Here is a 24,638-nt window from a genome sequence, read left to right as displayed (position 1 = left end):
CACTCCTTTCTATGAAAATAATCGTATCATATTTTTACATAAAAAAAAGAGTAAAATTGCAAGTTTACTCTTCTTCCTCGATTTTCTCTAGTTGTTTGCGTACTTCGGCAATTTCTCCTTCGAGGCGTACGAGTTGGCCTTCTGCTGAGGATACTCTGCCTTTTACATATTCCAATTTATCCATATCACCTTGAATCCGGACGTAATCCGACTTCAGTTCATCCAATTTACCCAAAAGCTGCTCTTTATTCATCTTCTAAAAAGTCCCCTTTCCCAAAGCCTCTGTATCTATTGTAATATGATTTCGGATAGATTCCTAGGGAAAAAGCTAAACCATAATTAGAGGGCTAGCCCCGCTCCGGGAATATACTGCGCGATTGATGAGCCTCCCCGCAGGCAAGCCTGCTGTAGGGTCTCATCAATGCCTCTCACCCTGTTGGAGTCTCCGTATATTCCCAGAGCTAATTAAGTGGGAAGTGGATTGTTCGATTTTCATTCTAATTTAGTCTGGAATGCAGACTTCCAGGAGAAAGTACAAGTGCGGAGTATTTCCTGGAATTAGACACACTGATCAAAACAACGCGTCTTCTCTATTTTTCTTAGAATCCACATATGTTTCGTAAAAATGAATAATGATCGTTCGGATGACGGCATAGAAGGGGACGGCGAATAGGATGCCGAGAAAGCCGGCGATACTTCCTGCTGCAAGGATGACTGTAATAATTGTAAGTGGATGGAGATGCAACACTTGCCCCATTACATTTGGTGAAATCAGTGTACTTTCAATCTGTTGGGCAACAATCATAATGATCGATACCCAAACAATGTTCCATGGATCTTGAAATGCCCCAACAATAATCGCCGGCGTTACAGCTAGAAAGGGTCCAAGATAAGGAATCACATTTGTTAACATTCCAAATAAAGCAAGTGCTAGTGCATAGTCCAAACCGATAATCGAATACCCGATCAAGAGAAGCACTCCGACAAAAAAGCTTACAATCAACTGTCCCTGGATGAATGCCGTTAAGACTTGATTGATTTTTAGCAATAAACTTCGGAGATTATAAGCCTTCTTCGGCTTGAAAAATTTCATAATAAACGGCAATAATTTTTCCCCATCCTTTAACATAAAGAAAAGGAAAAATGGGATCAGCACGATCCCTGCTACAATACTGATAACTTGACCGATCAATCCACCGACGAAGGAAAATAAATGATTGATAATATCGTCAATGCGAGAAGGAATCTTGTCGGCGAAATCATCAACTGCCTGCAGTACCTGATCTGGTATGATCGTATAATTCGTTTCCCAGTAACTGATGAAGTCTTCAGCAACTTTAACCATCGCCGGGATTCCTTTTATCAGATTCGCTGTCTGATCACGGACAATTGGCCAAATATAAATGACAAAGAGAAAGGCGACGAGCAAAATAATGACGAATACCATAAGAATCGCGACAATACGATGGATTCTAAAACGTTCAAAAAAGTGCATCAACGGCTTCGTCAGATAATAAAGAATCCCTGCTCCGATAATCGGAAATGCTACCGCGCCAACCAATTTAAACAATGGCATAAATATAAAGTCATTGATTGAAACTAGCCAAATCAATAAGAAAATCAAAATCAGACCAACCAGCACTTCAAAAAAACGTTTATTCCTCACCAAAACCATACCCCCGAACCCACTAATCTATTATTCTCATTTTCCCTGCTTTTGTGCTTTTAAATTTATACTATATAATAGTATTATTAACAAAAACTCATGATTTTATTCATGATTCATAGAATAAAAGAATCTGCTGTGTTAATATTTTGATATATATACATATTTAGGGGGAGCGAAATGGCGAAAAACTGGGAACAAACCTTTGAAAAATGGCTTGCTTTCGAGAACTTGGATAGTAACCTCCAAGCCGAATTAAAGGATTTGAAAAACGATCCTAAAGAAACGGAAGATGCTTTTTACCAAGAGTTGACGTTCGGAACAGGAGGTATCCGCGGCGTGCTCGGACCCGGCACGAACCGGATGAATATATATACCGTAAGAAAAGCAGTCAATGGACTTGCAAATTACTTATTGGAGCATGTTGTGAATGCAAAACAACGCGGTGTTGCAATCGCTTACGATTCACGTTACATGTCCCAGGAATTTGCTGTTGAAGCGGCAAAAGTATTAGGGGCATATGGGATTCGCGCGTCTGTCTTTACATCAATCCGACCTACCCCTGTCCTTTCCTATGCGGTTCGTTACTTGAACGCAGCAGCTGGGATTATGATTACGGCAAGTCATAACCCGCCACAATACAATGGGCTTAAAGTCTACAACGAACAAGGCGGCCAAATTCTACTGGAAGAAGCGGAGCAAATTACAGCAGCAATTCAAGCGACAGGGGATGAACTGCAAGTACCGGTCCGTGACAAGAAGGAATTAGAAGATGAATTGCTGCTTTACTGGCTAGGTGAAGAAGTAGACCGCTCCTACCTGGAAAATCTTATTGGAATGACGAAGATGGGCCAGGAAGAACTTGAACGAGAAAAGGATCTGAAAATCATTTACACGCCGCTTCACGGAACAGGGACAGACTTGGTTGCGCGCGGATTTAAACAACTGAATTTCCCAAATGTCACTATTGTGGAGGAACAAGCAGTCGCAGATCCAGAATTCTCGACCGTTGAATCACCGAACCCGGAAGAACATCAGGCATTTAAGCTGGCGATACAGTATGGGGAAAAAGAGAATGCCGATGTCCTACTTGCGACAGACCCGGATGCCGACCGGCTTGGAGCAGCTGTTAAAAATAAGGCAGGCGAATATGTCGTCCTTACTGGAAACCAGCTCGGTTCTTTATTGCTCGATTATATTTTATCCCATAGCAATCTGAACGTTTACCGAAATGCCCGGATGATTAAAACAGTTGTCACGACAGAACTCGGCCGAGCGATTGCTGATTCTTATGGAGTAGAGACGATTGAAACACTCACTGGCTTTAAATATATCGCAGAGAAAATTGCAGGTTTTGATTCAACTGGTGAAACATTCATGTTTGGTTACGAGGAAAGTTACGGTTACCTTGCAAGTGGATTTACCCGTGATAAAGATGCTGTTCAAGCGGCGATGCTAACTGCGGAAATGGCCCATTACTGGAAGAGCCAAGGGAAGTCTGTTTTAGAAGCCCTTCATTCACTATATGAGAAACACGGCTATTACCTCGAAGGGCTCAATTCCTTAACACTCGAAGGAAAAGAAGGTTCAGAACAAATAGCTAAAATTATGGAAGAGATCCGTCACCGGCCAATGGAAGAAGTTGCTGGAATCCGTGTGGAAAAAGTCGAGAATTACGTAACGAGTGAACGTACGGACACAGCAACCGGCACGACTGAAACGATTAACTTGCCGCAAGAAAACATGATGAAATTCATTCTTGAAGAAGACGGCTGGGTTTGTTTCCGCCCATCAGGAACTGAACCGAAATTGAAATACTACTACGGTGTCCGGGACAAGAGCGAAGAAGCAAGCACGAAAAAGTTAGAAATGATACAAATTGCACTAGATGAAATTCTTGCAGAAATCATCAAAAAATAGCAAAAAACTTTCCTATTCATGTATAAATATTTTGATTTGGGGAACAGTAGAATAGAAAAAGTTTTTACAAATCGCATATGTTTTCCCTGTATGGGGTAAAGATTGACATTTTAACTAGAATAGTGTTTAATATTCCTAAAGATTCCTAAAGGGGAGTAGCTGTACAATTTAAGTCGTCATTACGAGATACCTATCTCCGGCTTGATTGGCAACAATTGTTGTTAGCGAGACCTTTACCCATCGCAGGTAAAGGTCTTTTTCTGTGGCCTTTATCTATAAAGGCCATTTTTTTGTGCCTAAAACCACGCTGAGGGAAGCAGGAGAAGGAGTGTGTACCAATGGGTGCAGATTTGATTTTAGAATATTTATGGGTATTGATCGTTTTAATCGGTCTGGAAGGACTGCTTGCTGCAGATAATGCGCTCGTATTAGCGATTATGGTAAGGCATTTACCGGAAAAACAACGAAAAAGAGCTCTGTTTTATGGACTGGCAGGTGCCTTTGTCCTTCGTTTCGGTTCTTTATTAGTCATTTCTTACCTCGTAGAATTTTGGTGGATACAAGCGCTAGGCGCGATATACTTACTTGGAATTGCAGCTAAAAACTTATACGACCGTTTCAAATCGAAAAGTCCAGAGGAAGCGAGCATTCCAAGGGATAGAGAACCCCTCAAGGAGGCAACACCGAAAGAATTTTGGTTTACGGTATTTAAAGTTGAATTCGCCGATCTTGCTTTTGCTATCGACTCCATATTGGCAGCTGTTGCACTCGCAGTAGCCCTGCCGCCTACTGGACTCGGTCATATTGGAAGTCTTGATGCTGGACAGTTTGCAGTTATTTTTGCCGGCGGGATGATCGGACTAATCATTATGCGATTTGCAGCGAATGTTTTCGTTGGTTTACTTGCTAAACGACCAGGTCTCGAGGTAGCGGCATTTCTCATTGTCGGATGGGTCGGGGTGAAGCTTGCTGTTCTTGTCCTAGCCCATAAAGATATTGCGCTTATTCCACAAGGATTCCCGCATACAACGGGCTGGAAGCTAACGTTTTACATCGTGCTCGTTCTAATCGCAGTTATCGGTTGGTTCTCATCGAAGAAGACGACAACGGATACAGAAGACATTCAATAAATGCTAGATAGATGACTATGAAGAGAAACGACCGAGGTGGATTTTTCCTTGGTTTTTTCTTTTAAGCAACTATAAAAGGGTAAGTTCGATTAAGTACGCTCACGTATGGGACAACATCGAACTATCTACCGTCCTGTAAGGCACAGTTTGTACGTTGCTGCGACTACTGTACGTGCTAGTACAAACGCTCTTCGGTGGGACGAGTAATCGCAGTCCCAGGCGCCCGCGTAACGAATCGCGTACCTAGCCTGTAAGGGCACTTGCGCCTTTGTTTTTTTGCTTCCTGTTAAGTAAATAGCAAAAATTATGCTACAATCGGGCTAAGAGGTGATTACATGGCGGAACATAATTTTTATTTGAAGGCGGAATGGCCGGGTGGAAGAAATAGTAGCGGTCGGATTGATGCTGGGAATTTAAAAACAGAGATTTCAATCCCTAAAGAAATGGATGGTCCGGGTATTGGTACGAATCCGGATGAAATGCTGCTTGGAGCAGCTGCGACCTGTTATGTCATCACACTAGCGGCGATGATCGAACGGGCGAATTTGCCACTGGAGGAAATGTCCCACGATGCTGAAGCAATTGTCGACGTGACAAATGGTGTGTTTACGTATAAAAAAATAATCCATAAGCCGACCGTAGTCTTAAAAGCTTCCGCAACGGATGAAGAACATGCGAAATTGAAAAAGTTAGTCAAAAAAGCAGAAACGAGCTGTATGATTTCCCGTGCAATTAAAGGAAATGTTGAAATCGAACTTAAGGCTAATCTAAGATGAAGAAATGATTCCACCTCGGATTGTGGAATCATTTCTTTTATTTACAGAAAGCTTTAATCTCTTAAAGAAAAGCTAATAAACATGTAAATTTTCCTGATAAACTCATTTCTTGCACATCGGATTAATTCATAGTATAGTCTATATCAGATTAATTCTATGGGAATAATAATTTAGGAGGGAAATGATGGATATCGTCTTTATAGTTATAAATATTATTGTCTTATTAGCAATTATTGGCTTGCTGTATACAATGCAGAAAAAACATGTATCCTTTGCGAAGCGTGTCTTTACTGCAATGGGTCTGGGGATTGTTCTTGGTGCCGTCCTGCAGATTATTTACGGAGCGGAGTCGGATGTGTTAACCGGGACGCTTGACTGGTACGATATTGTAGGAAGCGGATATGTCCGTCTCCTGATGCTTATTGTCGTACCACTCGTAATGGTTTCCATTATTCGGGCAATCATCAACTTGGAGAAAACGAAACAACTTGGGAAAATGGCTGGCTGGGTTATCGGTATCTTAATTGGTACGACGATGATTGCAGCTGTTGTCGGAATTAGCTCTGCACTTATTTTTGATCTTTCTGCCGACCAGATTGAATCGGGTCAAGCGGAGAGCGACCGAGCGTTAGCACTTGAAGAGCGCTATTCGGATATGGAAGAGCAGACAACGCCTCAACGAATTTTAAACTTTATTCCAAACAATATTTTCCTTGATATGACTGGAGAGCGTCCGACATCTGTTATTGGTGTCGTTGTCTTTTCATTTATTACAGGTGTCGCCGTTTTAGGTGTCAGAAGGAAACAGCCGGAACAGGCAGAGCTCTTTGTTAAAGGTGTAAATGCGATTTATGCGGTTGTCATGCGGATCGTTACATTGATTCTTCGTCTAACACCATACGGAGTACTCGCGCTAATGACAAATATGGTTGCGACAACGAACTATGCGGGAGTGCTTGAACTCGGTAAATTCGTTCTTGCTTCTTATGTAGCGTTAATTGTCATGTTTATCATCCATTTGGTCCTAGTGTCAATCAGTGGTTTGAACCCATTCATTTACGTGAAAAAAGCTTTCCCTGCCCTTGCATTTGCATTTACATCCCGTTCAAGTGCCGGAGCGATTCCAATCAATATTCAAGCACAGAAGAACGGACTTGGAGTAGATGACGGAACAGCGAATATATCTGCCTCATTCGGTGCGACAATGGGACAAAACGGTTGTGCTGGTATTTATCCGGTTATGCTTGCCGTTATGATCGCTCCAACCGCAGGAATCAATCCATTGGCATTTGACTTTCTAATCCCGCTTGTTATCATCACAGCAATTAGTTCATTTGGTGTAGCGGGTGTAGGTGGTGGAGCTACATTTGCAGCAATTATCGTCCTTTCTTCCATGGGTCTTCCAGTCGGTCTGGCAGGTTTATTGATATCTGTTGAAGCATTAATCGACATGGGGCGTACTGCTTTGAACGTGAATGGAAGTATGGTTGCCGGCACACTTACATCCCGTATTCTCGGCACACATGATTCAGACAAATTTAATGATAAAGATTCCGTTGCTGATGAAGCAATCGTATAAGTTTACGCGAAAAAACCGTCTCTCCATAGGGATGGTTTTTTTGATTTCAAAAATATTACATTTTGTCATCTAGTTTACATGAGGCTAACAAAACAATGAAAACGCCGCATCATTCCAGCTATTTGGGGCTGTAGCGGGTACAATGGTTTTAGTGACGAATAAAATAATCATGAACAAAAAGGATGAAGAACAATGGAAAGAAATGCGTATTTTGATAATGCTAGAACGATATTGATCTTCCTCGTTGTATTTGGTCATTTGATTCAACCGTTCGCAACGGATTCACTTGGTATGAACACATTATATACATGGGTCTATATTTTCCATATGCCTGCCTTTATTTTAATCTCCGGTTTCTTTGCAAGGGGGGCAGGGGATAGCAAATATATTTGGAAACTCGTAAATAAATTACTTCTGCCATACCTTATTTTCCAGATGTTGTACACTGGCTATTATTACCTTATTGGTAAAGCGGACTGGCAGGCGAGCTTATTTTACCCGCAATGGTCGCTCTGGTTCCTAATAAGCCTATTTTGCTGGCACATATTACTCGAACAATTTAAGAAGCTAAAACCAATGCTAGGCATTAGCATCGCTTTACTGATTGGGATTGTGGTCGGTTACTTTGGCGAGATTGGCCATACATTAAGTTTGTCGCGGACATTTGTCTTTTTCCCATTTTTCCTAATTGGCTACTGGCTCACGGAAGAGCAATTCATGCTTGTGAAAAAGAGATCTGTCAAAATAGCGGGAATTGTCATTATGGCGGTGTTCGCCTTCTTAATCTATTATTTACCGGAAATTAATACCGGTTGGTTGCTCGCTTCGAAATCGTATGGTGATTTAGGGGTGGAGAACTATGGAGGAATTGTTCGTCTGCTCGTCTATGCGGGGTCGGCATTGATGGTTATAAGCGTCCTTGCCTGGATTCCGCAACAACGGATAAAAGGGGTTACCCATCTTGGAGCCCGGACAATCTACGTCTATTTATTACACGGATTCTTTATCCAATACTTCCGTGAAGCGGGATTATTTTCTGTCGACAGTCCACTCGACCTCATTGGCCTTGCCGCCATCTCAGCAGGAATCGTCTATCTCTTAGCATGGAAACCAGTACTCGGCATCTTCCAACCACTAATTGAAGGCCGCACCACCCTCCTAAGAGAAAAACTAAATTAAGATCTGGGACAGTGGGTCAGAGACACTGTCCCAATTCGAGATCTGGGACAGCGGGGTCAGAGGCACTGTCCCGATACGGGATTCCTATAATCTTTACAAAAAATGAAGAAAGCAGTGAACCGGGTGATGGTCCACTGCTTTCTTCATTTTTTAATCCCGGGGTGAAGGGATGAGAGTCTCCCGTTCACTTAGCTCACTGGGACAACTGCTCTGACCCCATGTCCCGCTCAAAAGGAGGGACAACTGCTCTGACCCTCTGTCCCGATTTCTAAAACAAGAGGTGTGCGATTAGTGTGATGATTGGGAGTGTGATGATCGTCCGTAGTAAGAAGATGACGACTAGGTCGATGAAGGAAACTGGAATTTTGGAACCTAGTAATAATCCTCCGACTTCGGATAGGTAGATCAACTGGGTCACGGATAAAGCGGCAATGATGAATCGTGTCATCTCTGACTCAATACCGGAACCGATAATTGCGGGTAAGAACATATCCGCAAAACCGATTAGAATCGTTTCGGATGCTTCTACAGCATTTGGTACTTGCATAAGTTCTAAGAGTGGGATAAACGGTGTTCCAATCCAACTGAAGAATGGTGTATATTCGGCGATGATAAGTGCAATCAGACCGAATGCCATCACAACAGGAGCAACCCCCATCCACATATCTAAAATGTTTTGGAAGCCCTCTTTAAAGAATTTAGACACATTCGTTTCTTTCTTTGCACGTTCTAGCGCATTTTTTAGACCGTAACTCAACACGTTATATCCTTCAGGAATTGTTTCATCAAGAACATCGTTACTTCCGTCGATATAGCTATCCTTTTTTCGTGAAAGCGGTGGAATTCGCGGCATGATCAGTGCAGCGACAACGCCGGCAATCACAATTGTAATGTAATAAGGAACAAACATATGCTCCAGCCCGACTTCGGATAATACAACTAAAGAAAATGTAATCGACACGATGGAAAACGTCGTCCCAATTACCGTCGCTTCCCGCTTCGTATAAAAGCCGTCTTCATATTGCTTGCTTGTTAGTAGTACTCCGATTGTCCCGTCTCCAACCCATGAAGCGAGTGCATCAATCGAAGACCGTCCCGGCAGTTTAAACACAGGACGCATAATTTTCGTCATCAATGTACCGAAGAACTCAAGTAAGCCAAAGTTCGTCAACAGTGGCAAAAATAATCCGGCAAACAAGAAAACCGCGAATAACGTATGCAATAAGCCATCAAGTAATGTTCCGCCGGTGTCCGGGCTATAAAATGCCTCATGACCCAGTTTGAAATAGACCATGATCGCAAACACGGCAGCAATCGTACGGGTAACCGTCCAGAATAATGAAGTAGTAAATAATTGCTTGAAGAAAGGTGTTTGTGCATAAGCTTTACCTTTCGATACAAAGCCGATTATCGTACAGAATGCAGTAATCAAGATGATCAGCAACATAATTAGCGATAGATAAGGTGCAAGTGCTTCCTCGACAAATCCCGCAAGTAATGCAATTGGAATCGTCGTCCCGTCACTAGTTGAAATCGGGGTAATAAATAAAAGAATCCCGATCAGAGAAGGGATAATAAATAATAAATAGTTCTTCCATGTGTATCCTTTTAACATTATTTCATCCTCCAAATTAACGTACTGCATAATTATACATCCGGCTGATAAAACATGCAATAGCTGAATAAAATTTCAGTGAATTCCCTCTTTTGTCGGTGTAACCGTCTGTAAAACGCCCACTTCAAAACTTCAGGTCATATCGAAAAAGTTTAGGACGGAGATAACGGACGCTAACACCCCGATTCGTTCAACTAACAATCAGTGGGAAATGAAGCAAAACCCCTATTGATTAAAGTTTCAGTTTAGGTTTGTGTAAATCGGATGATTAAGATAAGGTGAAAGTAGGGAAGATAGGAACAGAGGTGGTTCATTTGCGAAAGCTGCTCAAATATAATTTCCTTTATCGCTATTTAGTAATTATCACCCTTACAATTTCATTTATAACGAGAATATATCTATTCCTGCTCCTTCATTCCGTATGGGATGAGCAGACGAATAAGAAATGGAACAAACTGCTTGAAGATCTCGGGAAGAAGTACCGGGAGAAAGCAGAAAACCTCGGCGGCGTACTCATTAAAGTGGGACAATTCTTAAGTACAAGAACCGACTTTCTTCCCGATGTTTTCATCCAAGAGTTAACCGGCCTTGTCGACCATGTGCCGTCAATGCCTTTTGAATATGCGGAAAAGATTCTCCGGGAAGACTGGGGAGAGAACATATATGAACATGTGAAATATATTAAGAAACAATCAGTCGCCTCGGCATCGATTGGTGAAGTCTATTACGGTATTTTAAAAAATGACCAAGAAGTTGCAATCAAAGTAAGGCGCCACCGGATTGAAGAAGTATTCCATAAAGATTTTGTCGCACTGCGGATGGTGTTCTGGATTCTTAAAGTGTTTACAAACTTTGGGAAGAAAGCTGATTTAACAGCACTGTATCATGAACTGGTCACCGTCATGGAACGTGAACTTGACTACGGGAAGGAGCTTGAATTCGGAAAGTATTTTAAAAGACGCTATGGTGATATGGAGAATATTCATATTCCACACTTTTATGAAGAACAATGTACGAAACGTATCCTTGTGATGGAATGGATTCATGGGGAAAAAATTACGGATACTGCATTCTTCGCGGAACACCACCTGAACCGGGAACAGATATCCAAGAATCTTTTTGACTTTTACATCGATCAATTCCTGAATCCTGGTAAATTTCATGCGGATCCCCATGCGGGAAACATCCTGCTGCGTGAGGACGGTACCGTTGCGATCATTGATTTCGGAATGATTGGAGAGATTAAGAAACAGGATACTGAAAATTTTAAACTGCTCATCCAAGGATTTATTATCGATAATTATGAAATCGTCATTGATGCATTGGATAAAATGAATTTCCTCCTCCCGAACGCGAATAAGAAGAAAATTAAAGAAGTGTTGATTGATGCCGTTGAAATGTATTCCGATGTTTCATTAAAAAATTTAGATAGCCAGGCGATAAATCAAGTATTCGACGAGATAAGCGAGATTGTAAAAGAACAGCCAATCCAGCTTCCTGCCGATTATGCTTATCTGCTCCGAGCGATATCGATCGTCGTTGGGATATTATATACCATTAATCCGGAGATTGATATCGTGAAATGGGGGAAAGATGAGATTAAGGACTGGTTCGGCACGAAGAGTATCGTCGAATCTGTTACCAAGCAGTATGTGAGACGTGCGACTGATCCGTTGTTGTCTTACCCGCGGGCCCTACTTAATTTCTTAGAAAGCGGAGAACGGGACCGGGTCTGGGATAAAGAAAAGAATCAGATAAAAATGAAGCATCAATACTATTTACTGTTAGAGGTTTTTTCCTTTATTATGGTAGTAGTAGGAACATTAATCAGCGTGTATAGCTATGCGATCGATGAAGCTGCTATTCGCTATACAGGTTGGACCATTGCCGTAATTTTTTTTGTTTTATTGAATATCCTATTACTATTCCATCGCAGAATGATACGCAAGCAAAATAAAAAGGGGGTGTAATTGATGACAGATTACTTAAAGAAAGGCTTCTTACTAGGACTTGGTGCTGCAATTGCAAGTAAAGAAAAGCTGGAAAGTAAGCTAGACGAACTCGTTTCTAAAAATGAGATCTCCCAAGAGCAAGCGAAACAAATGATGAATGATTTCATTGAAAAAGGAGAACAAAAAACGGAAGAATGGGCACAGAAACAAGATGACCAGAAACTGAGAGCTGCTGAGGACTTAGGTCTTGCTACAAAAGAGGACATTGCCGCCTTGCACGCACGAATCACAGAACTGGAGTCAAAACTGGAGAGTCAAGAATAAACTTAACGAGAACTGGTTGAATCATCAGCCGGTTCTTTTTTTCTGTAAAGTTCTTGAAAAAGGCTATAATGTACTTTATAATTGACCCAAACAATCGACCTTTCAAAGGGGGAAGTAAAGCTTTGGAAGAATACAATCAGTTTTGCTTAAACACGGAAATAGTCCTAGGGAGGGCGCTAGAGCAAAGAGAACTGGAATTTTTGTCATGGCTTTACAATCGGTATCTAGAGGAGCAGCAATTAGGGGCAGCAAGCAGACCTCATAAATCCGAGCAGGAGTCTTAGCGGTAAGCTGAGGCTTTTTTGTGTGTCGGAAATTAAAAATTAAAGATGCTCGGGATGACTGGAATTGCTAGCGATAGCCACGTCCGCTCAGCACCTTTGTTGTATCTCTCAAGTTCATCTAGCGCACAACTCGTGCTATAATGGAAGGAACTGCAGAACACTTAAAGGAGTGACAGGATGAGCATGCAGAATCAAACAGTCTTAACTAAAATGATGAAGGAACTTAACACTGCGATAGCTAAGGAACAGGATGGTCAAGATTTCCTTCAGCATATAAATAATATTAAATTGCTCTCTGAACTATTTCTTGAAGAAGCAGGCGAGCCGGTTCGGGAGGTCCAAGCATCCCAATCACAAAATACGTTTTCCGAACAAGAAATTAAGGCAATGCTTGGGGAGAAGAAGAGTTCTGTAATAGAGAATCAGAACGCACCTGCTATGATTGACCATGAAGGAGCAAATGGTGATTCAATTTTTAACTTTTAAAGGAGATAAGAAAAAATGAAAGCATTGTTACTAGTTGGTGTCATTAACGGATTTCTAGCCGTTGCTTTAGGAGCCTTTGGTGCGCACGGCCTTGAAGGTAGACTTACGGAAAAGCAATTGGAGACATGGGAAAAAGCCGTTAATTATCAAATGTTCCATACGTCAGCGATTCTTGCAACGGGAATCTTAATGTTGAAAGTCCAGGCAACAAGTATTACGTGGGCAGGCTGGATGTTTGTTCTTGGAATCGTACTGTTTTCTGGAAGCTTGTACTTATATTCCACGACAGGCGTTCGGACACTTGCGATGATTACTCCATTTGGCGGGGTTTCCTTCCTTGTTGGTTGGGTCCTGCTTGGAACAGCGATTCTGAAACATTTATAAAAAGAAGAGTGCGCTTGCGAGCAGGAGGATGACAACCGCGCGAATGAGTTGTTTCTTCCCTTGAAGCATGCGGGACGAAGTGTACTGATGGCTGTATGCGTCACAGATTAAGCTAATGCTAAGCAGATAAAAGGAAAAAATGACAAGGAAGATAGAACTTTGGAAAAGGGCGATGAAACCAAGCACAACGGACAGGCCTAACGTTAGGAGCTCAATCTGTATAACTTTTTCATATGTCTGTTTCACGGGTTTCACCCCTTTATTGAAAGATGAGGATGGCAAATTAACTTGCCATCCTATTTTATTGCATAGCGTACGATGAAATAAAAATGCTGTGGCTAACCTAGGAGGTATCCAGGGCTAGACACGTCCGAATCCTGCGCCTTTATTCCCTTAATAAGAGTTTTTATCGTGGTGGGAAGTTGGCTAATTGTTGGCCCGTTGCGGCGAAGGGGTAGTCGTAGTTGATTTCTTCGTTAAAGGTGACATAATCCAAGTAGACCATGAGTAAAAGCACGCGACGGCCGGTTCCTTCTTCGCTTAAGATAATATGATCTCTCCCCGCAGCTTCGATGATACCCGTAAAGGTGCGGCTATTATTCCCTTCAAATGTCATATGAACAGTTGCCATTTTCCCGCGATTCAAACGTAAAATATTTTCAATATACGATTGCTGGAGCGGAAGCATGCCTTGGTTTCCTGTTTGCTGCTGCGGTGGTGTCATTTGCCGAACAGCAGGATACATCGGGTAGAATCCGTAAGTTTGCTGTTGTTGCTGTGGATAATACACCTGGTTAGGGTAATTATAGAAGCTTTGTTCCTCTTGATTCTGATTTATTTCTTTTTCCTCACTCATTTTAAAAAACCTCCTCATATAAAACAAAATTAACGATAAACAGTCGGACTCTCAGGATGAATATTCACTAATTATATGTATGTAAGTTGGGCAAAATGATGACAAAAAAAGCCCGGAACTTATATTTCAAGTTCCGGACCCTTGATACAAACTCCTATAAACTAAAGTATTCTGCGAAATCATCATTCGGCAAGTATGCACCGATGATGAAGTCACCAAATTCGCCGTATTTTGTCGTCACTTCATCAAAACGCATTTCATAAACAATCTTTTTGAACTGTAATGGGTCGTGCGCAAACAATGTCACACACCATTCCCACTCATCAAGCCCAATAGATCCGCTAATAATTTCCTTTACTTTTCCAGCATACTTACGACCTGTCATTCCATGCTCATAAAGCAGGCGAGTACGTTCTGCTTTTGAAATTTCAAACCAGTTTGCATTTTGCTCGCGACGACGATTCATCGGATAGAAACAAGCATACTCCCATTTCGGTAAAATTGGTTTCAATCTTGCTTCAACTTGAGGAGATAGCTCCCGGTCTTTCCCTTCCTCCATTGGATTATGCATCGTCATTTCGACGATGGACACATACGAATGACTCGGGATAAGGAAATCACCTAATTTTGATCTATTAATATCACGCTTAATCTCTTCTAACTCATCCATTGTCGGACGCAGGAAAATAAATAGTAAATCTGCTTTGTTTCCAATAACTTTATAAACGGATTGACTGCCTGCTTTATCTGCTTCAACAGCATCCCATTTCTTCATTAATTCTTGAAATTCTTGAATTGCCGCATTGCGTTCTTCTTCTGATGTTAATTTCCATGTCGACCAATCAAAAGTACGTGTATCATGTAACTTACACCAACCATCCATGGTTACTACTGCTTCAGCCATTATGATCTCTCCCTTATAGAGGTTGTTCAAAAAGTCCGGTAAAAATGACACTTCGAACTTCTTCGTTGGCTTGCTTTTTCGCTCCTCATGTACCTACTGACGTACATTCCGGTGCTCAAAGCTTCGCCGCCTCGAATTTCGACGCATAGGACGTGCTAGTGTCGGCGTTGCAACAGGACGTTGCGCTCTTAGCCGACCTCGGTCCTTTTTATCCTCCTATTTGAACATTACCTTAAATTAATGAATTCTGGTTTTACTATAACATATTTACGAATGTTGATTCACCTCGGAACGTGTCTGTCATTACTTTGTCGAATATCTGCACTCCCTCAATGGTTATTTCTTTAAATCTCAAGTCGAATCGCGTAAAATAAAATTAAAGTCAATTTTAGTGGAGGCAATAATATGAGCGATATATTCGAACAACTAAAACCGAAAGTATCAGCTGCAAATAAAAAAATTGTATTCCCAGAAAGCTTAGATGAGCGTATTCTTGAAGCAGCATCGAAGCTAGCGGGGGAGGGCATTCTTACCCCTGTACTAATTGGAGAAGAAGCTGCAATTAAAGACAAGGCAGCATCCTTATCCTTTGATATTAGCGGATGTAAGATTGTTGACCCAACGAATTATTCGGAATTCGCCGCGATGGTGGATGCCTTTGTCGAGCGCCGTAAAGGAAAAGCCACCCCGGAAAGCGCAAGAGAAATCTTACAGACCGAGAATTATTTCGGGACGATGCTTGTGTATCAGGGAGAAGCAGATGGTCTTGTAAGTGGAGCGGTTCATTCCACATCAGACACCGTGCGTCCTGCATTACAAATCATCAAAACAAAACCTGGAGTGAAGAAAACTTCCGGTGTATTCATTATGGTCCGAAATGAGGAAAAATATGTATTTGCCGACTGTGCTATCAATATTGCACCTGACGCAAACGATCTTGCAGAAATTGCCGCAGAAAGTGCAACCACAGCAGATCTCTTCGGAATTGATCCACGTGTAGCAATGCTAAGCTTCTCTACAAAAGGATCGGCAAAATCAGAAGAAACAGAGCGTGTAGCAGAGGCGCTTCAAATAGCGAAAGAAAATAATCCAGAGCTCGTCATTGATGGTGAATTCCAATTCGACGCAGCCTTCGTACCAAGCGTTGCCGCGAAAAAAGCTCCAGATTCAGAAATCAAAGGGGACGCGAATGTTTTTGTATTCCCAAGCCTTGAAGCTGGAAACATCGGCTACAAAATCGCAGAACGTCTCGGTAACTTTGAAGCGGTAGGACCGATTCTACAAGGATTGAACAAACCAGTAAACGACCTATCCCGAGGCTGTAGCACAGAAGACGTCTACAAACTAGCAATCATCACCGCCGCCCAAGCATAATTGGGACATGGGGTCAGAGGTGTTGTTCCACTTGAAGTGGGGAACACCTCTGACCCAGCTTGCTTATCAGCTCGAGCAGACGGAACAAGGGATTGGTAGAATATTGATTTCGTATTTTATAAAAATAATGCAAGCAGTGGACCATATGTTGGTTCACTGCTTTTTAATTCTGCGCACATGAAGGAGATACGAATTTGGAAGCTTAGGCGTCCTTTAGTCGCTCGAAAGGCTGTGACAATCTTCTTGTTCATTTGATTACAATCTCTCTAATCGGTCGAACAAGTGTGATCCTCTCTTGTTCATTTGATTACAAGCTCTTTAATCGCTCGAACAGCTGTGACCCTCTCTCGTTCGTTTGATTACAAGCTCTCTAATCGCTCGAACAGCTGCACCTTCCTTTTCTCGCTCCCTATCCTTTTATTTAATTCTTTCATTTCGTTTTACCATTTGTTCGTACCTTTTTATGAAGGTTTCCTTTTCCAGTTCTGAAAACTCGGTAGTAATGATTTCACCGCTCAATTCCTTTAAAGCATCAAGGGTTCGCTGCTTCACATCCTCGACCGTCAGCGGATAATTCAATAGTTCAGAAAGGGACCCCATCACTTCTGGCTTCACCTCAGGATAAACGAATGTTGTTTCTTCATCTTTCTTGCTCAACTTGTAAAACTTCTGAATATGACGTGCGCGCTTCTTACTATCACCACTCACATCCAAATAGATTTGAATTGCCGCAGCATCCTTAATCCGACGCTGAGAGATGCCGGCGAATTTTTCCCCGTTAATACTTAAATCATAATCCCCGGGACAATAAGAGCCGACGATTTCGTACGCTGCAATATTTGCCGTCAAATCGCGGAACATATGCTGGACGAACTGGAACATCGCGTCATATGCATCGTGAATGGAGACATGCTTTACATCGGGTATGACAAGGGATAAATTCAGCACATGTTCATCAAGTGCCACCGCAAGCCCACCGGAATTCCGTATCATCACATGATATCCTAAGCTTTGCAAATAAGAAACACCTTCATCAATAAAAGGAAGCCTGCCATCCGGGATTCCGAGTACAATCGTTTTCGGATGCGCCCAAAGCCGAATTGCAGGAGGGGACTTTTTCTCACTTACCGCTGTCGCAATCGAGTCATCGATCGCAAAGGAAGTGATTGCCGAATTCGGTTTCCCCTCGAATTCCTTAAGTTTGGTATGATCTATATAGCGAAATGTTTCATAATTTATTATTTCATCCCAATTTTTCATCGTTATCTCCTTATCCTTTTTTCCTGTACGAATCTATTATATAATATAATGAACAATGACCGAAAAGAAACGGGTGGAAAATTTGGCATATAAAGATGAACAATTATCAGAGGAGAAGGTTTTTAAAGATCCGGTTCACCGGTATGTGCATGTTCGGGACCGTGTCATCTGGGATTTGATCGCTACCCCAGAGTTCCAGCGGTTGCGACGGATCAAACAGCTTGGCACAACGAATCTGACCTTCCATGGTGCAGAACATAGCCGTTTCAACCATTCCCTCGGGGTCTATGAAATCGTCCGGCGGATCCTTAATAATTTTAAAGGCCGCGAGCATTGGAATAACGAAGAACGCTTGCTATGCCTCTCTGCAGCACTGCTTCACGATTTAGGCCACGGTCCGTTCTCCCATTCCTTCGAGAAGGTTTTCAAACTGGATCACGAGTACTTCACACAAGCGATTATCGTCGGGGATACGAAAGTAAATGAGGTCTTACAGAAGGTGGGCCCTGACTTTCCGAACCGTGTTGCCGATGTCATTGGGAAAACATATGAAGACCAACTTGTTGTTAGCTTGATCTCCAGTCAAATTGATGCGGACCGGATGGATTATCTCCAGCGGGATGCCTATTATACGGGAGTGAGCTACGGTCATTTTGATATGGAACGGATTTTGCGTGTCATGCGTCCGATTGAAGATCAGGTCGTTATTAAATCGACCGGGATGCATGCGGTGGAAGACTATATTATGAGCCGTTATCAGATGTACTGGCAAGTATATTTCCATCCGGTTACCCGCAGTGCCGAGGTAATTTTATCGAAAATCTTCGGGCGGGCAAAAGCGCTCTACCAAGATCCGGATTATGAATTCAAACTGGAACCGACTCATTTTATTTCCTTTTTCGAGGAAAATGTAACGCTAGCAGATTATGTGAAACTCGATGAAACCATCGTCCAGTACTATTTTCACCTCTGGCAAGAGGAAGATGATGCTATTCTAAGTGATCTCTGTGAGCGGTTTATGAATCGCCGGTTGCTTAAATATGTGGAATTCAATCCGAATTTGCAAATGAATGACTACATGGAACTCATGAGGCTGTTCAAGCAAGCGGGCATTGATCCGGAATACTATTTAGTCGTTGATTCTTCCTCTGATTTGCCGTATGATTTTTACCGGCCTGGGGAAGAGGAAGAACGGTTGCCAATCCACTTACAGATGCCAAATGGGAATCTGAAGGAATTATCCCGGCATTCCGATATTGTCGAATCCATTTCAGGGAAAAAACGGACCGATCATAAATTATATTTCCCCGTGGATTTGCTGAAGGCCCTGACAGACAAGCGGGTTAGGAATGCGATTTTGGAAATTCTTTATGGGCAGGGAGAGAGTAGCAATGTTGATTAACCATGCAAAATTAATTCACTTTTTCCAGTTGACAGGTGGAGTCACTGGGAGGAAAAAGTTACAGAAGATGATTTATATTTTACAAAAATCTGCGGTCCCGTTCGAAGAGAAATACCAATTTCATTTCTACGGACCTTATTCCGAAGAACTGACTTTACGGGTAGAGGAGCTTTGTAATCTTGGATTTATAGAAGAGACGCGGGAAGATAAAGCAAATTATTTCCAGTATCATTATGATGTCACAAAGGCGGGAGAGGATTTTCTTAAGCAATTCACCCTCGATATGCCAGACATTACGGATAAAACGGAACTGCTCCAGTTGCGAAGTTCCAGATTTCTCGAACTCGTATCCACGATTCTTTTCTTTGAACATCTGGATAAGCGCGAGCAGATTGAAAAACTGCACCAAATGAAACCAAAACAAAACTTCACCGAAGCAGAAATAAACGAAGCCTACCAATTCATCAAACAAATACGCAGCACGTGACTGGGACATGGGGTCAGAGCACTTGTCCCAGATTGGGACAGGTGCTCTGACCCCATGTCCCAACTTAAAATATCAGGAAGGGAGTTATTCAAATGAACGATGAACAGAAGAAAAAGAAAAATCGTTTTACGATCATTAAAGATGACTCAACCGACGGGCACGGTGGATATGGAGCTGGGGTGATCAGCCTCGAAAACATGTCATCCATTATCGTTGACCCGAATGAAAATAAAGCATATGTTGACATGAATGCGATGCATGCGCGGAGTGATGTCGAGCGCCGGGTGAAATGGATACCGAATAAAGAAGAAGTGCCGAATGGGAAGCTGTACTGGATCGTGTGGGTGAACCTTGATCGCAATGATCAAGGAACATATTACGCCGGAGTTGCTGCGAGTGAGATTCGTGTCGACCGGGAAATCAAGCGCGCCTATAAATCAATGGGCGAACATGTGAAACATATGGAACAATCTTTAAAAGGGAAGATTGTCGTCGACCATATGGATGACCATTCGAAAAAGCTGTTGGGTGATTACTTAAGGGAATTCAACGAAGAAATGTGGAACAACTCCTCGGATGAATTGAAAAAAGCCCTCTCTCTATAAAAAGTGAACAAATTGTGACGGATGTTAAAAATGGATATAAAAAGTTGTACTTTAACGTGGGAATTTGTAAAATGAGTATACATGGACGTTAATGTATTACTAGGACAAAAAAGTAACCAACAGCAGCTGAACTGGACATTCACTGCTCGTTGGTTACTTTTTATGAGAGGACTAGCCACGTCCGCTCTGCGCCTTTGTTAAAGATACGCCATTAAAGAAGTCGCAATTGAGAAATAAATAAGCAGACCGACTATGTCATTAACAGTTGTAATGAAAGGACCGGATGCAATTGCTGGATCAAGTTTTAGTTTATTAATGATTAATGGGATAGTTGAACCAATGACAGCCGAAATACCGAATGTACAGAGGATGGACACACCGACAATTAATGCTACCATCCAGTTACCAAATATAATGGTAATCATAACGCTGATCAGTGCCATACATATAATTCCAATTAGAATTCCTGTACTGAATTCCCGCCTAATCATTTTCCAGAATCCTCCGTCTTCAATCGTCTCAAGTGCTAGTCCACGCACTGCAACAGCTAGTGATTGCGTTCCGATATTTCCCGCAGAACCCATAATCATAGGAATAAAAGCAGCAAGCACGACGACAGCTTCAAGTGTTTCCTCAAATTGTCTGATTACACCACCGGTAACTAATCCAAAGAGCATGAGAATGATAATCCAAGGCGCACGTTTTTTTGCGGCTGTAAATGGACTTAATGTCAAATCTGTGGCCCCTTTGGTAGCTGAAATTTCTCCAAAGTCTTCTGTAACTTCTTCTTCAAGGATATCCATGACATCATCAAATGTAACAATACCAAGTAGATGATTATCTTTGGAAACAACAGGAGCGGCAAGAAAGTCATACTTCTTAATCATCCGGCCAACATCTTCCTGATCCATATCCTCTGGAACAGACACTGTTCTTGTAGTCATAATATCTTTTATTACCTCGTCGGGAGCAGCGATGATCAAGTCCCTCAAGGAGACGACCCCTACTAGTATTCCCTCACAATCGACTACATAAAGATAATAAATACTTTCGGCACTTGGAGCCTCTTTTCTAAGCATCTCTAATACATCGGCAGCAGTATCTGTAGACGAGATACTGATCAGTTCTTTTGTCATAATCGCTCCAGCAGTTTTAGGAGCATAGGACAGCAAAGCTTTTATCTTCTCGGCCTTTTCTTTATCCATTTGGAGTAAAATATCTTCAGCTCGTTCACTATTAATTTCTGTCAAAAAGTTCACAACATCGTCTGTAAACATTTGATTAAACATACGAATAGAGTAGTCTTCATCCAATTCTAAAAAGAAAAGCTTTTGGTCGCTTATGTCTAATCCGCCAAAAATCTCTGCAAATTCCCCTGGTGTAAGATAGGAATACCCCCGCGACCTAGCGTCACCATCCAATTTTACGAAAATATCGAGTTGATCGGATGGATGTAAGTCTAAGAAAGTATCTCGAAACTTTTCCTTATCGCCAGCATCTAAAGTATCTAAAATTAATTTTGTATATTGTTCCCGTGTTTTTTTGGTTAGTTTAACCATCGTAATTTCCTCCTTTGACAGGAGTCAATCTACTAAAATAAAAAAATATGTGAGAATAGACTCCTGAATTGTTTTAACTTTTCCATCATGCAACAAAAATATGATTCCGAATTGGGTTCGGGAATAAGATCCAATCTATCCCACATCCTTTCTAAATAAAATAAAAATACACCTTCTACGGCTAGAAGGTGTATTGAAAAAAGCATAATTAAGAAGAGTTCTGATTACGAACACAGTTAAAAAAGCTTATCAAATATCCTCCAATCGTAGAGCTTTAGCACTGTGTGGCATAGGAATCATATCCAGCTACATTAAAAACCACCTTATGTCGATGGTTCCTGTTGACCCATTGGCGTCTTTGGACATTTTTGGGCAGTAGCGTATCTCCAACACAGGAGCCTTACCTAACGAAGGTCTATTTACATACGAATACAATGGTACAGGTATTCTGGGCATTAGTCAACCAACCTTACCGAAAAGTTACTGCACCTCCCGCGTCTTAAAAATATTTTCAAAGACTCGAAAGTAAAAAGCTACTCGAACAACAGCTGAAACCATTTTTTAAAAAATCCATCATCATTATCTTCCTGTTCCGGGGCAATTGTTGGCTCACAATAATCAACTGGTTCCGTCCCTTTTTTAAAATACATCATAAGGCTTTCTCCGCAATAGGGAGTCGCCCGTAAACCTGTCTCAAGATCAATCGGAACCCCAACGACACCATCTGGGATAGGGAAGTTTTCCTGCTGTTCCCCTTCATGTGCCTTTTCCATCACACGGGCCCAAATCTCTTTCGCATACGTCGTTTCTTGCACTGCTGTAATAACGCGGTGGTCATCATATCCGGTCCATACACCGGTCACAACAGAAGGACTATAACCGATCATCCAGTTATCGGCCTCTGTCGTCCCGGATTTACCCGCATAGAGTCTTGTTAGATGATGGGAAATCGGACTTCCAGTGACCGGCATATAGCCATTCAGCTTCGGTTCGAAAATCCCGGTAAGCAGCTGGGTCAAAATAAAACTCGTCTGCTCATTCAATACTTGTCGTCCGTTTGAACTTTTTCGCTCATATAGTACCTGGCCATTTTTGTCCGTGATTTTTCGAATCGTATATGTTTCCAGCTCTTTTCCTCCATTTCCAAGCATCCCGTAAGCTGTGACAAGCTCTTCTAACGTAACAGACGCTGTCCCAAGCGCAAGGGAAGGGACGGCAGGCAACTCTTTTTCAAAACCAAAAATTTGCGCAGTATCAATGAACCGTTCGATACCAAGCTGCAGACCTGTGCGAACGGCATACACATTATCGGAAAGGGCGATTGCTTCGGCGAGTGTAATAGGCCCATAAGCATAATAATGATTGAAATTTCCCGGCTCATACACGTTCCCATTCTCGAGCCGGAATGTAGTCGGTTCGCTCATCAATTTCGTCAGTGGTGTAAAGCCGTTTTCCAGTGCAGCATAATATAAAAAAGGTTTGAAACTTGACCCTGGCATCCGAAAAGCATTCCGTACCCGATTAAATTCACTTGCCTGATAGCTTCTTCCACCAGCAAGGGCGAGGACTTCTCCTGAATGGATATCTACAGAGAAAACCCCCGCCTCTAGTTCTGTCGTTTCCGGAATAATTTCCTTCATGGCCGTTTCTACCTGCTCCTGAACGGTTTCATCAATCGTCGTATAGAGCTCATAACCACCCGCGCGAATTAATTGCTCCGTTACTCCAAGAATCGCAGCTGCCTCTTTCACCGCCATGTCCTGGAAATGCCCGGCAAATTCCTCGCGTCCTTCATCTTTATCCGTTCGGTACTCAAGTTTTTCTCTAATTGCCGTATGATATGTTGCGTCATCGATTATCTTTTCTTGCCATAAACGCTTTAAAATCAATTCTTTTCGTGCTTCGGCATTTGCTTCGTTATTAAAAGGCGAATAATAGGTCGGTCCCTTAGGAATCCCAACAAGCATCGCTGTCTCCGCGTAAGACAGGTCCGTTTGCGGTTTACCGAAGAAATACTCACTCGCCGCCTCAATCCCGTAAGCACCATGACCGTAATAAATCGTGTTCAAATACCCTTCCAGGATCTCATCTTTCGTATAATGCATCTCAAGCCGCACGGTATAAAACGCTTCTTTCAACTTCCGGATCCATGTCTTTTCATGGGTCAAATATAAATTCCGAGCGAGCTGTTGGGTAATCGTACTCGCACCTTCCCGCAGTGAACCAGAACGGATATTTTTAATAATCGCTCCGCCAATCCGTATGAAATCAAAACCATGATGCTCATAAAAATGATGGTCTTCGATTAAAATCGTTGCAGCAATCACTTTTTCCGATAGATCTTCCTTCTCGACCCAATACTGGTTCCGTATCCCGCTCTCAATTCCAATTACCGCATCATCCCTGCTGTAAATCTTCGTATCCTGCTCCGCTCCCATTGGGGGTGGTCCCAAGAGGTAAATGAATGCTAAGAAAAAAACTGCAAAAAGAATAAGCGCTATGACCATATAAATACCGAGCCGCACCAACCGCCACAGCAACCGATGCTTTCTTCGCCTCTTCACTGACACCCAGCTCCCTAAACCTAGCTTTTTTTACAGTATGGGAGAAATTGGCCGATTTTAAACAATAAAAAAGGAAAGAAGGGCTGCCCATTCCTTGTGTATCAAACTTGTTAATTCTCTTACGTTTTTCAAAGCTACTCGTGCTTCCTGTAATAATACCAACTTTAACCAAATAATTCCTCCAAAAGTATATAGACTGCATGATCGTGGTGCATTTTTTTGAAATCCTTATGTATCAAGGATAAACTGGATCACCGCACTGAACACCAATAGATTTTTCCTCCTGATTCGTTAATACACCAACTTGGAATACATCTAAAAAGTAGCCAACA

The 24,638-nt window shown here is 42.1% G+C and carries 23 protein-coding genes and 1 riboswitch; of the genes, 13 read left to right on the top strand and 10 right to left on the bottom strand.

Annotated features, from left to right (window positions below; all coding sequences use genetic code 11):
• Window positions 1–64: 64 nt before the first annotated feature.
• On the bottom strand, window positions 65–253 hold the full coding sequence (locus tag IEX94_RS01995; protein WP_188855817.1) for an SE1832 family protein: 189 nt from the start codon (window positions 251–253) through the stop codon (window positions 65–67).
• A gap of 318 nt (window positions 254–571) precedes the next feature.
• Window positions 572–1,675 carry an AI-2E family transporter gene (locus IEX94_RS01990; protein WP_373290784.1) on the bottom strand — a complete coding sequence of 368 codons (1,104 nt, stop codon included), beginning with the start codon at window positions 1,673–1,675 and terminating at the stop codon, window positions 572–574.
• Between the two features lie 171 nt (window positions 1,676–1,846).
• On the opposite strand from IEX94_RS01990, the gene IEX94_RS01985 reads away from it, so the two are divergent.
• The 5 genes from IEX94_RS01985 to IEX94_RS01965 all read left to right on the top strand — a co-directional run bounded on the left by IEX94_RS01985 (window position 1,847) and on the right by IEX94_RS01965 (window position 8,250).
• Window positions 1,847–3,586, top strand: a complete 1,740-nt coding sequence (locus tag IEX94_RS01985; protein WP_156854163.1) for a phospho-sugar mutase — start codon at window positions 1,847–1,849, stop codon at window positions 3,584–3,586.
• Between the two features lie 338 nt (window positions 3,587–3,924).
• A complete protein-coding gene (locus IEX94_RS01980; RefSeq protein WP_156854165.1) occupies window positions 3,925–4,716 on the top strand; it encodes a TerC family protein in 792 nt (263 codons plus the stop codon).
• Window positions 4,717–5,051: 335 nt separating this feature from the next.
• A complete protein-coding gene (locus IEX94_RS01975; protein WP_156854167.1) occupies window positions 5,052–5,492 on the top strand; it encodes an OsmC family protein in 441 nt (146 codons plus the stop codon).
• A gap of 184 nt (window positions 5,493–5,676) precedes the next feature.
• Complete coding sequence (locus tag IEX94_RS01970; RefSeq protein WP_156854521.1) at window positions 5,677–7,071, top strand: L-cystine transporter; 1,395 nt, start codon at window positions 5,677–5,679, stop codon at window positions 7,069–7,071.
• A gap of 192 nt (window positions 7,072–7,263) precedes the next feature.
• Complete coding sequence (locus IEX94_RS01965; protein WP_156854169.1) at window positions 7,264–8,250, top strand: acyltransferase family protein; 987 nt, start codon at window positions 7,264–7,266, stop codon at window positions 8,248–8,250.
• A gap of 268 nt (window positions 8,251–8,518) precedes the next feature.
• Here IEX94_RS01965 and IEX94_RS01960 read toward each other — a convergent pair whose 3' ends face one another.
• Entirely contained in the window at window positions 8,519–9,865 is a 1,347-nt protein-coding gene (locus tag IEX94_RS01960) for a YjiH family protein (RefSeq protein ID WP_188855816.1), read from the bottom strand.
• 314 nt (window positions 9,866–10,179) lie between these two features.
• Between IEX94_RS01960 and IEX94_RS01955 the strand changes: the two genes are divergently transcribed.
• The 4 genes from IEX94_RS01955 (at window position 10,180) to IEX94_RS01940 (ending at window position 13,295) form a co-directional block, all read left to right on the top strand.
• The gene (locus IEX94_RS01955; RefSeq protein WP_188855815.1) at window positions 10,180–11,835 is read left to right on the top strand and encodes an ABC1 kinase family protein; all 1,656 of its coding nucleotides are present in this window, start codon (window positions 10,180–10,182) and stop codon (window positions 11,833–11,835) included.
• 3 nt (window positions 11,836–11,838) lie between these two features.
• Entirely contained in the window at window positions 11,839–12,141 is a 303-nt protein-coding gene (locus IEX94_RS01950) for a phasin family protein (protein ID WP_188855814.1), read from the top strand.
• Window positions 12,142–12,602: 461 nt separating this feature from the next.
• Window positions 12,603–12,911, top strand: a complete 309-nt coding sequence (locus tag IEX94_RS01945) for a YwdI family protein (RefSeq protein WP_194461783.1) — start codon at window positions 12,603–12,605, stop codon at window positions 12,909–12,911.
• A 15-nt stretch (window positions 12,912–12,926) separates the two neighbouring features.
• The gene (locus IEX94_RS01940) at window positions 12,927–13,295 is read left to right on the top strand and encodes a DUF423 domain-containing protein (RefSeq protein WP_188855812.1); all 369 of its coding nucleotides are present in this window, start codon (window positions 12,927–12,929) and stop codon (window positions 13,293–13,295) included.
• Here the strand turns inward: IEX94_RS01940 and IEX94_RS01935 are convergent.
• From IEX94_RS01935 to hemQ, 3 genes are all read right to left on the bottom strand, one after another.
• On the bottom strand, window positions 13,290–13,541 hold the full coding sequence (locus IEX94_RS01935; RefSeq protein WP_188855811.1) for a hypothetical protein: 252 nt from the start codon (window positions 13,539–13,541) through the stop codon (window positions 13,290–13,292). The genes IEX94_RS01940 and IEX94_RS01935 overlap by 6 nt on opposite strands.
• Window positions 13,542–13,701: 160 nt before the next feature.
• Complete coding sequence (gerQ, locus tag IEX94_RS01930) at window positions 13,702–14,151, bottom strand: spore coat protein GerQ (protein WP_188855810.1); 450 nt, start codon at window positions 14,149–14,151, stop codon at window positions 13,702–13,704.
• A gap of 154 nt (window positions 14,152–14,305) precedes the next feature.
• Complete coding sequence (hemQ, locus tag IEX94_RS01925; protein ID WP_156854185.1) at window positions 14,306–15,055, bottom strand: hydrogen peroxide-dependent heme synthase; 750 nt, start codon at window positions 15,053–15,055, stop codon at window positions 14,306–14,308.
• A 405-nt stretch (window positions 15,056–15,460) separates the two neighbouring features.
• Between hemQ and pta the strand changes: the two genes are divergently transcribed.
• Window positions 15,461–16,429: a phosphate acetyltransferase gene (pta, locus tag IEX94_RS01920; RefSeq protein WP_188855809.1), complete on the top strand. Its 969-nt coding sequence runs from the start codon at window positions 15,461–15,463 to the stop codon at window positions 16,427–16,429.
• Between the two features lie 417 nt (window positions 16,430–16,846).
• Here pta and IEX94_RS01915 read toward each other — a convergent pair whose 3' ends face one another.
• Complete coding sequence (locus tag IEX94_RS01915; RefSeq protein WP_188855808.1) at window positions 16,847–17,689, bottom strand: lipoate--protein ligase family protein; 843 nt, start codon at window positions 17,687–17,689, stop codon at window positions 16,847–16,849.
• 82 nt (window positions 17,690–17,771) lie between these two features.
• Here IEX94_RS01915 and IEX94_RS01910 point away from each other — a divergent pair, with 82 nt between their 5' ends.
• The 3 genes from IEX94_RS01910 to IEX94_RS01900 all read left to right on the top strand — a co-directional run bounded on the left by IEX94_RS01910 (window position 17,772) and on the right by IEX94_RS01900 (window position 20,183).
• Entirely contained in the window at window positions 17,772–19,091 is a 1,320-nt protein-coding gene (locus IEX94_RS01910) for an HD domain-containing protein (RefSeq protein WP_188855918.1), read from the top strand.
• Window positions 19,081–19,578 (top strand): YwgA family protein, encoded by a 498-nt coding sequence (locus IEX94_RS01905; RefSeq protein WP_156854193.1) that lies wholly within the window; start codon window positions 19,081–19,083, stop codon window positions 19,576–19,578. Before IEX94_RS01910 ends, IEX94_RS01905 begins: the two co-directional genes overlap by 11 nt.
• A gap of 92 nt (window positions 19,579–19,670) precedes the next feature.
• Window positions 19,671–20,183: a YwhD family protein gene (locus IEX94_RS01900; protein WP_188855807.1), complete on the top strand. Its 513-nt coding sequence runs from the start codon at window positions 19,671–19,673 to the stop codon at window positions 20,181–20,183.
• Between the two features lie 197 nt (window positions 20,184–20,380).
• On the opposite strand, the gene mgtE is transcribed toward IEX94_RS01900, so the two are convergent.
• The 3 genes from mgtE to IEX94_RS01885 all read right to left on the bottom strand — a co-directional run bounded on the left by mgtE (window position 20,381) and on the right by IEX94_RS01885 (window position 24,478).
• On the bottom strand, window positions 20,381–21,742 hold the full coding sequence (gene mgtE, locus IEX94_RS01895; RefSeq protein WP_156854197.1) for a magnesium transporter: 1,362 nt from the start codon (window positions 21,740–21,742) through the stop codon (window positions 20,381–20,383).
• A 252-nt stretch (window positions 21,743–21,994) separates the two neighbouring features.
• A riboswitch (M-box (ykoK) riboswitch) is annotated at window positions 21,995–22,161 on the bottom strand.
• Window positions 22,162–22,275: 114 nt separating this feature from the next.
• Window positions 22,276–24,180 (bottom strand): transglycosylase domain-containing protein, encoded by a 1,905-nt coding sequence (locus IEX94_RS01890; RefSeq protein WP_229782527.1) that lies wholly within the window; start codon window positions 24,178–24,180, stop codon window positions 22,276–22,278.
• Window positions 24,140–24,478: a hypothetical protein gene (locus IEX94_RS01885; RefSeq protein WP_188855928.1), complete on the bottom strand. Its 339-nt coding sequence runs from the start codon at window positions 24,476–24,478 to the stop codon at window positions 24,140–24,142. Before IEX94_RS01885 ends, IEX94_RS01890 begins: the two co-directional genes overlap by 41 nt.
• Window positions 24,479–24,638: the final 160 nt, after the last annotated feature.

This window comes from Oceanobacillus indicireducens (assembly GCF_014647195.1).
Lineage (GTDB): Bacteria > Bacillota > Bacilli > Bacillales > Amphibacillaceae > Oceanobacillus > Oceanobacillus indicireducens.
The sequence above is the reverse complement of the archived record's forward strand: the minus strand, read 5'-3'. Positions and strand labels throughout refer to the sequence as shown.

Bases quoted from the DNA above. Each gene is read 5' to 3' on its own strand.
- IEX94_RS01995 (WP_188855817.1), bottom strand. From the start codon at position 253: ATGAATAAAGAGCAGCTTTTGGGTAAATTGGATGAACTGAAGTCGGAT.
- IEX94_RS01990 (WP_373290784.1), bottom strand. From the start codon at position 1,675: ATGGTTTTGGTGAGGAATAAACGTTTTTTTGAAGTGCTGGTTGGTCTG.
- IEX94_RS01985 (WP_156854163.1), top strand. From the start codon at position 1,847: ATGGCGAAAAACTGGGAACAAACCTTTGAAAAATGGCTTGCTTTCGAG.
- IEX94_RS01980 (WP_156854165.1), top strand. From the start codon at position 3,925: ATGGGTGCAGATTTGATTTTAGAATATTTATGGGTATTGATCGTTTTA.
- IEX94_RS01975 (WP_156854167.1), top strand. From the start codon at position 5,052: ATGGCGGAACATAATTTTTATTTGAAGGCGGAATGGCCGGGTGGAAGA.
- IEX94_RS01970 (WP_156854521.1), top strand. From the start codon at position 5,677: ATGGATATCGTCTTTATAGTTATAAATATTATTGTCTTATTAGCAATT.
- IEX94_RS01965 (WP_156854169.1), top strand. From the start codon at position 7,264: ATGGAAAGAAATGCGTATTTTGATAATGCTAGAACGATATTGATCTTC.
- IEX94_RS01960 (WP_188855816.1), bottom strand. From the start codon at position 9,865: ATGTTAAAAGGATACACATGGAAGAACTATTTATTATTTATTATCCCT.
- IEX94_RS01950 (WP_188855814.1), top strand. From the start codon at position 11,839: ATGACAGATTACTTAAAGAAAGGCTTCTTACTAGGACTTGGTGCTGCA.
- IEX94_RS01945 (WP_194461783.1), top strand. From the start codon at position 12,603: ATGAGCATGCAGAATCAAACAGTCTTAACTAAAATGATGAAGGAACTT.
- IEX94_RS01940 (WP_188855812.1), top strand. From the start codon at position 12,927: ATGAAAGCATTGTTACTAGTTGGTGTCATTAACGGATTTCTAGCCGTT.
- gerQ (WP_188855810.1), bottom strand. From the start codon at position 14,151: ATGAGTGAGGAAAAAGAAATAAATCAGAATCAAGAGGAACAAAGCTTC.
- hemQ (WP_156854185.1), bottom strand. From the start codon at position 15,055: ATGGCTGAAGCAGTAGTAACCATGGATGGTTGGTGTAAGTTACATGAT.
- pta (WP_188855809.1), top strand. From the start codon at position 15,461: ATGAGCGATATATTCGAACAACTAAAACCGAAAGTATCAGCTGCAAAT.
- IEX94_RS01915 (WP_188855808.1), bottom strand. From the start codon at position 17,689: ATGAAAAATTGGGATGAAATAATAAATTATGAAACATTTCGCTATATA.
- IEX94_RS01905 (WP_156854193.1), top strand. From the start codon at position 19,081: ATGTTGATTAACCATGCAAAATTAATTCACTTTTTCCAGTTGACAGGT.
- IEX94_RS01900 (WP_188855807.1), top strand. From the start codon at position 19,671: ATGAACGATGAACAGAAGAAAAAGAAAAATCGTTTTACGATCATTAAA.
- mgtE (WP_156854197.1), bottom strand. From the start codon at position 21,742: ATGGTTAAACTAACCAAAAAAACACGGGAACAATATACAAAATTAATT.
- IEX94_RS01890 (WP_229782527.1), bottom strand. From the start codon at position 24,180: ATGGGAGCGGAGCAGGATACGAAGATTTACAGCAGGGATGATGCGGTA.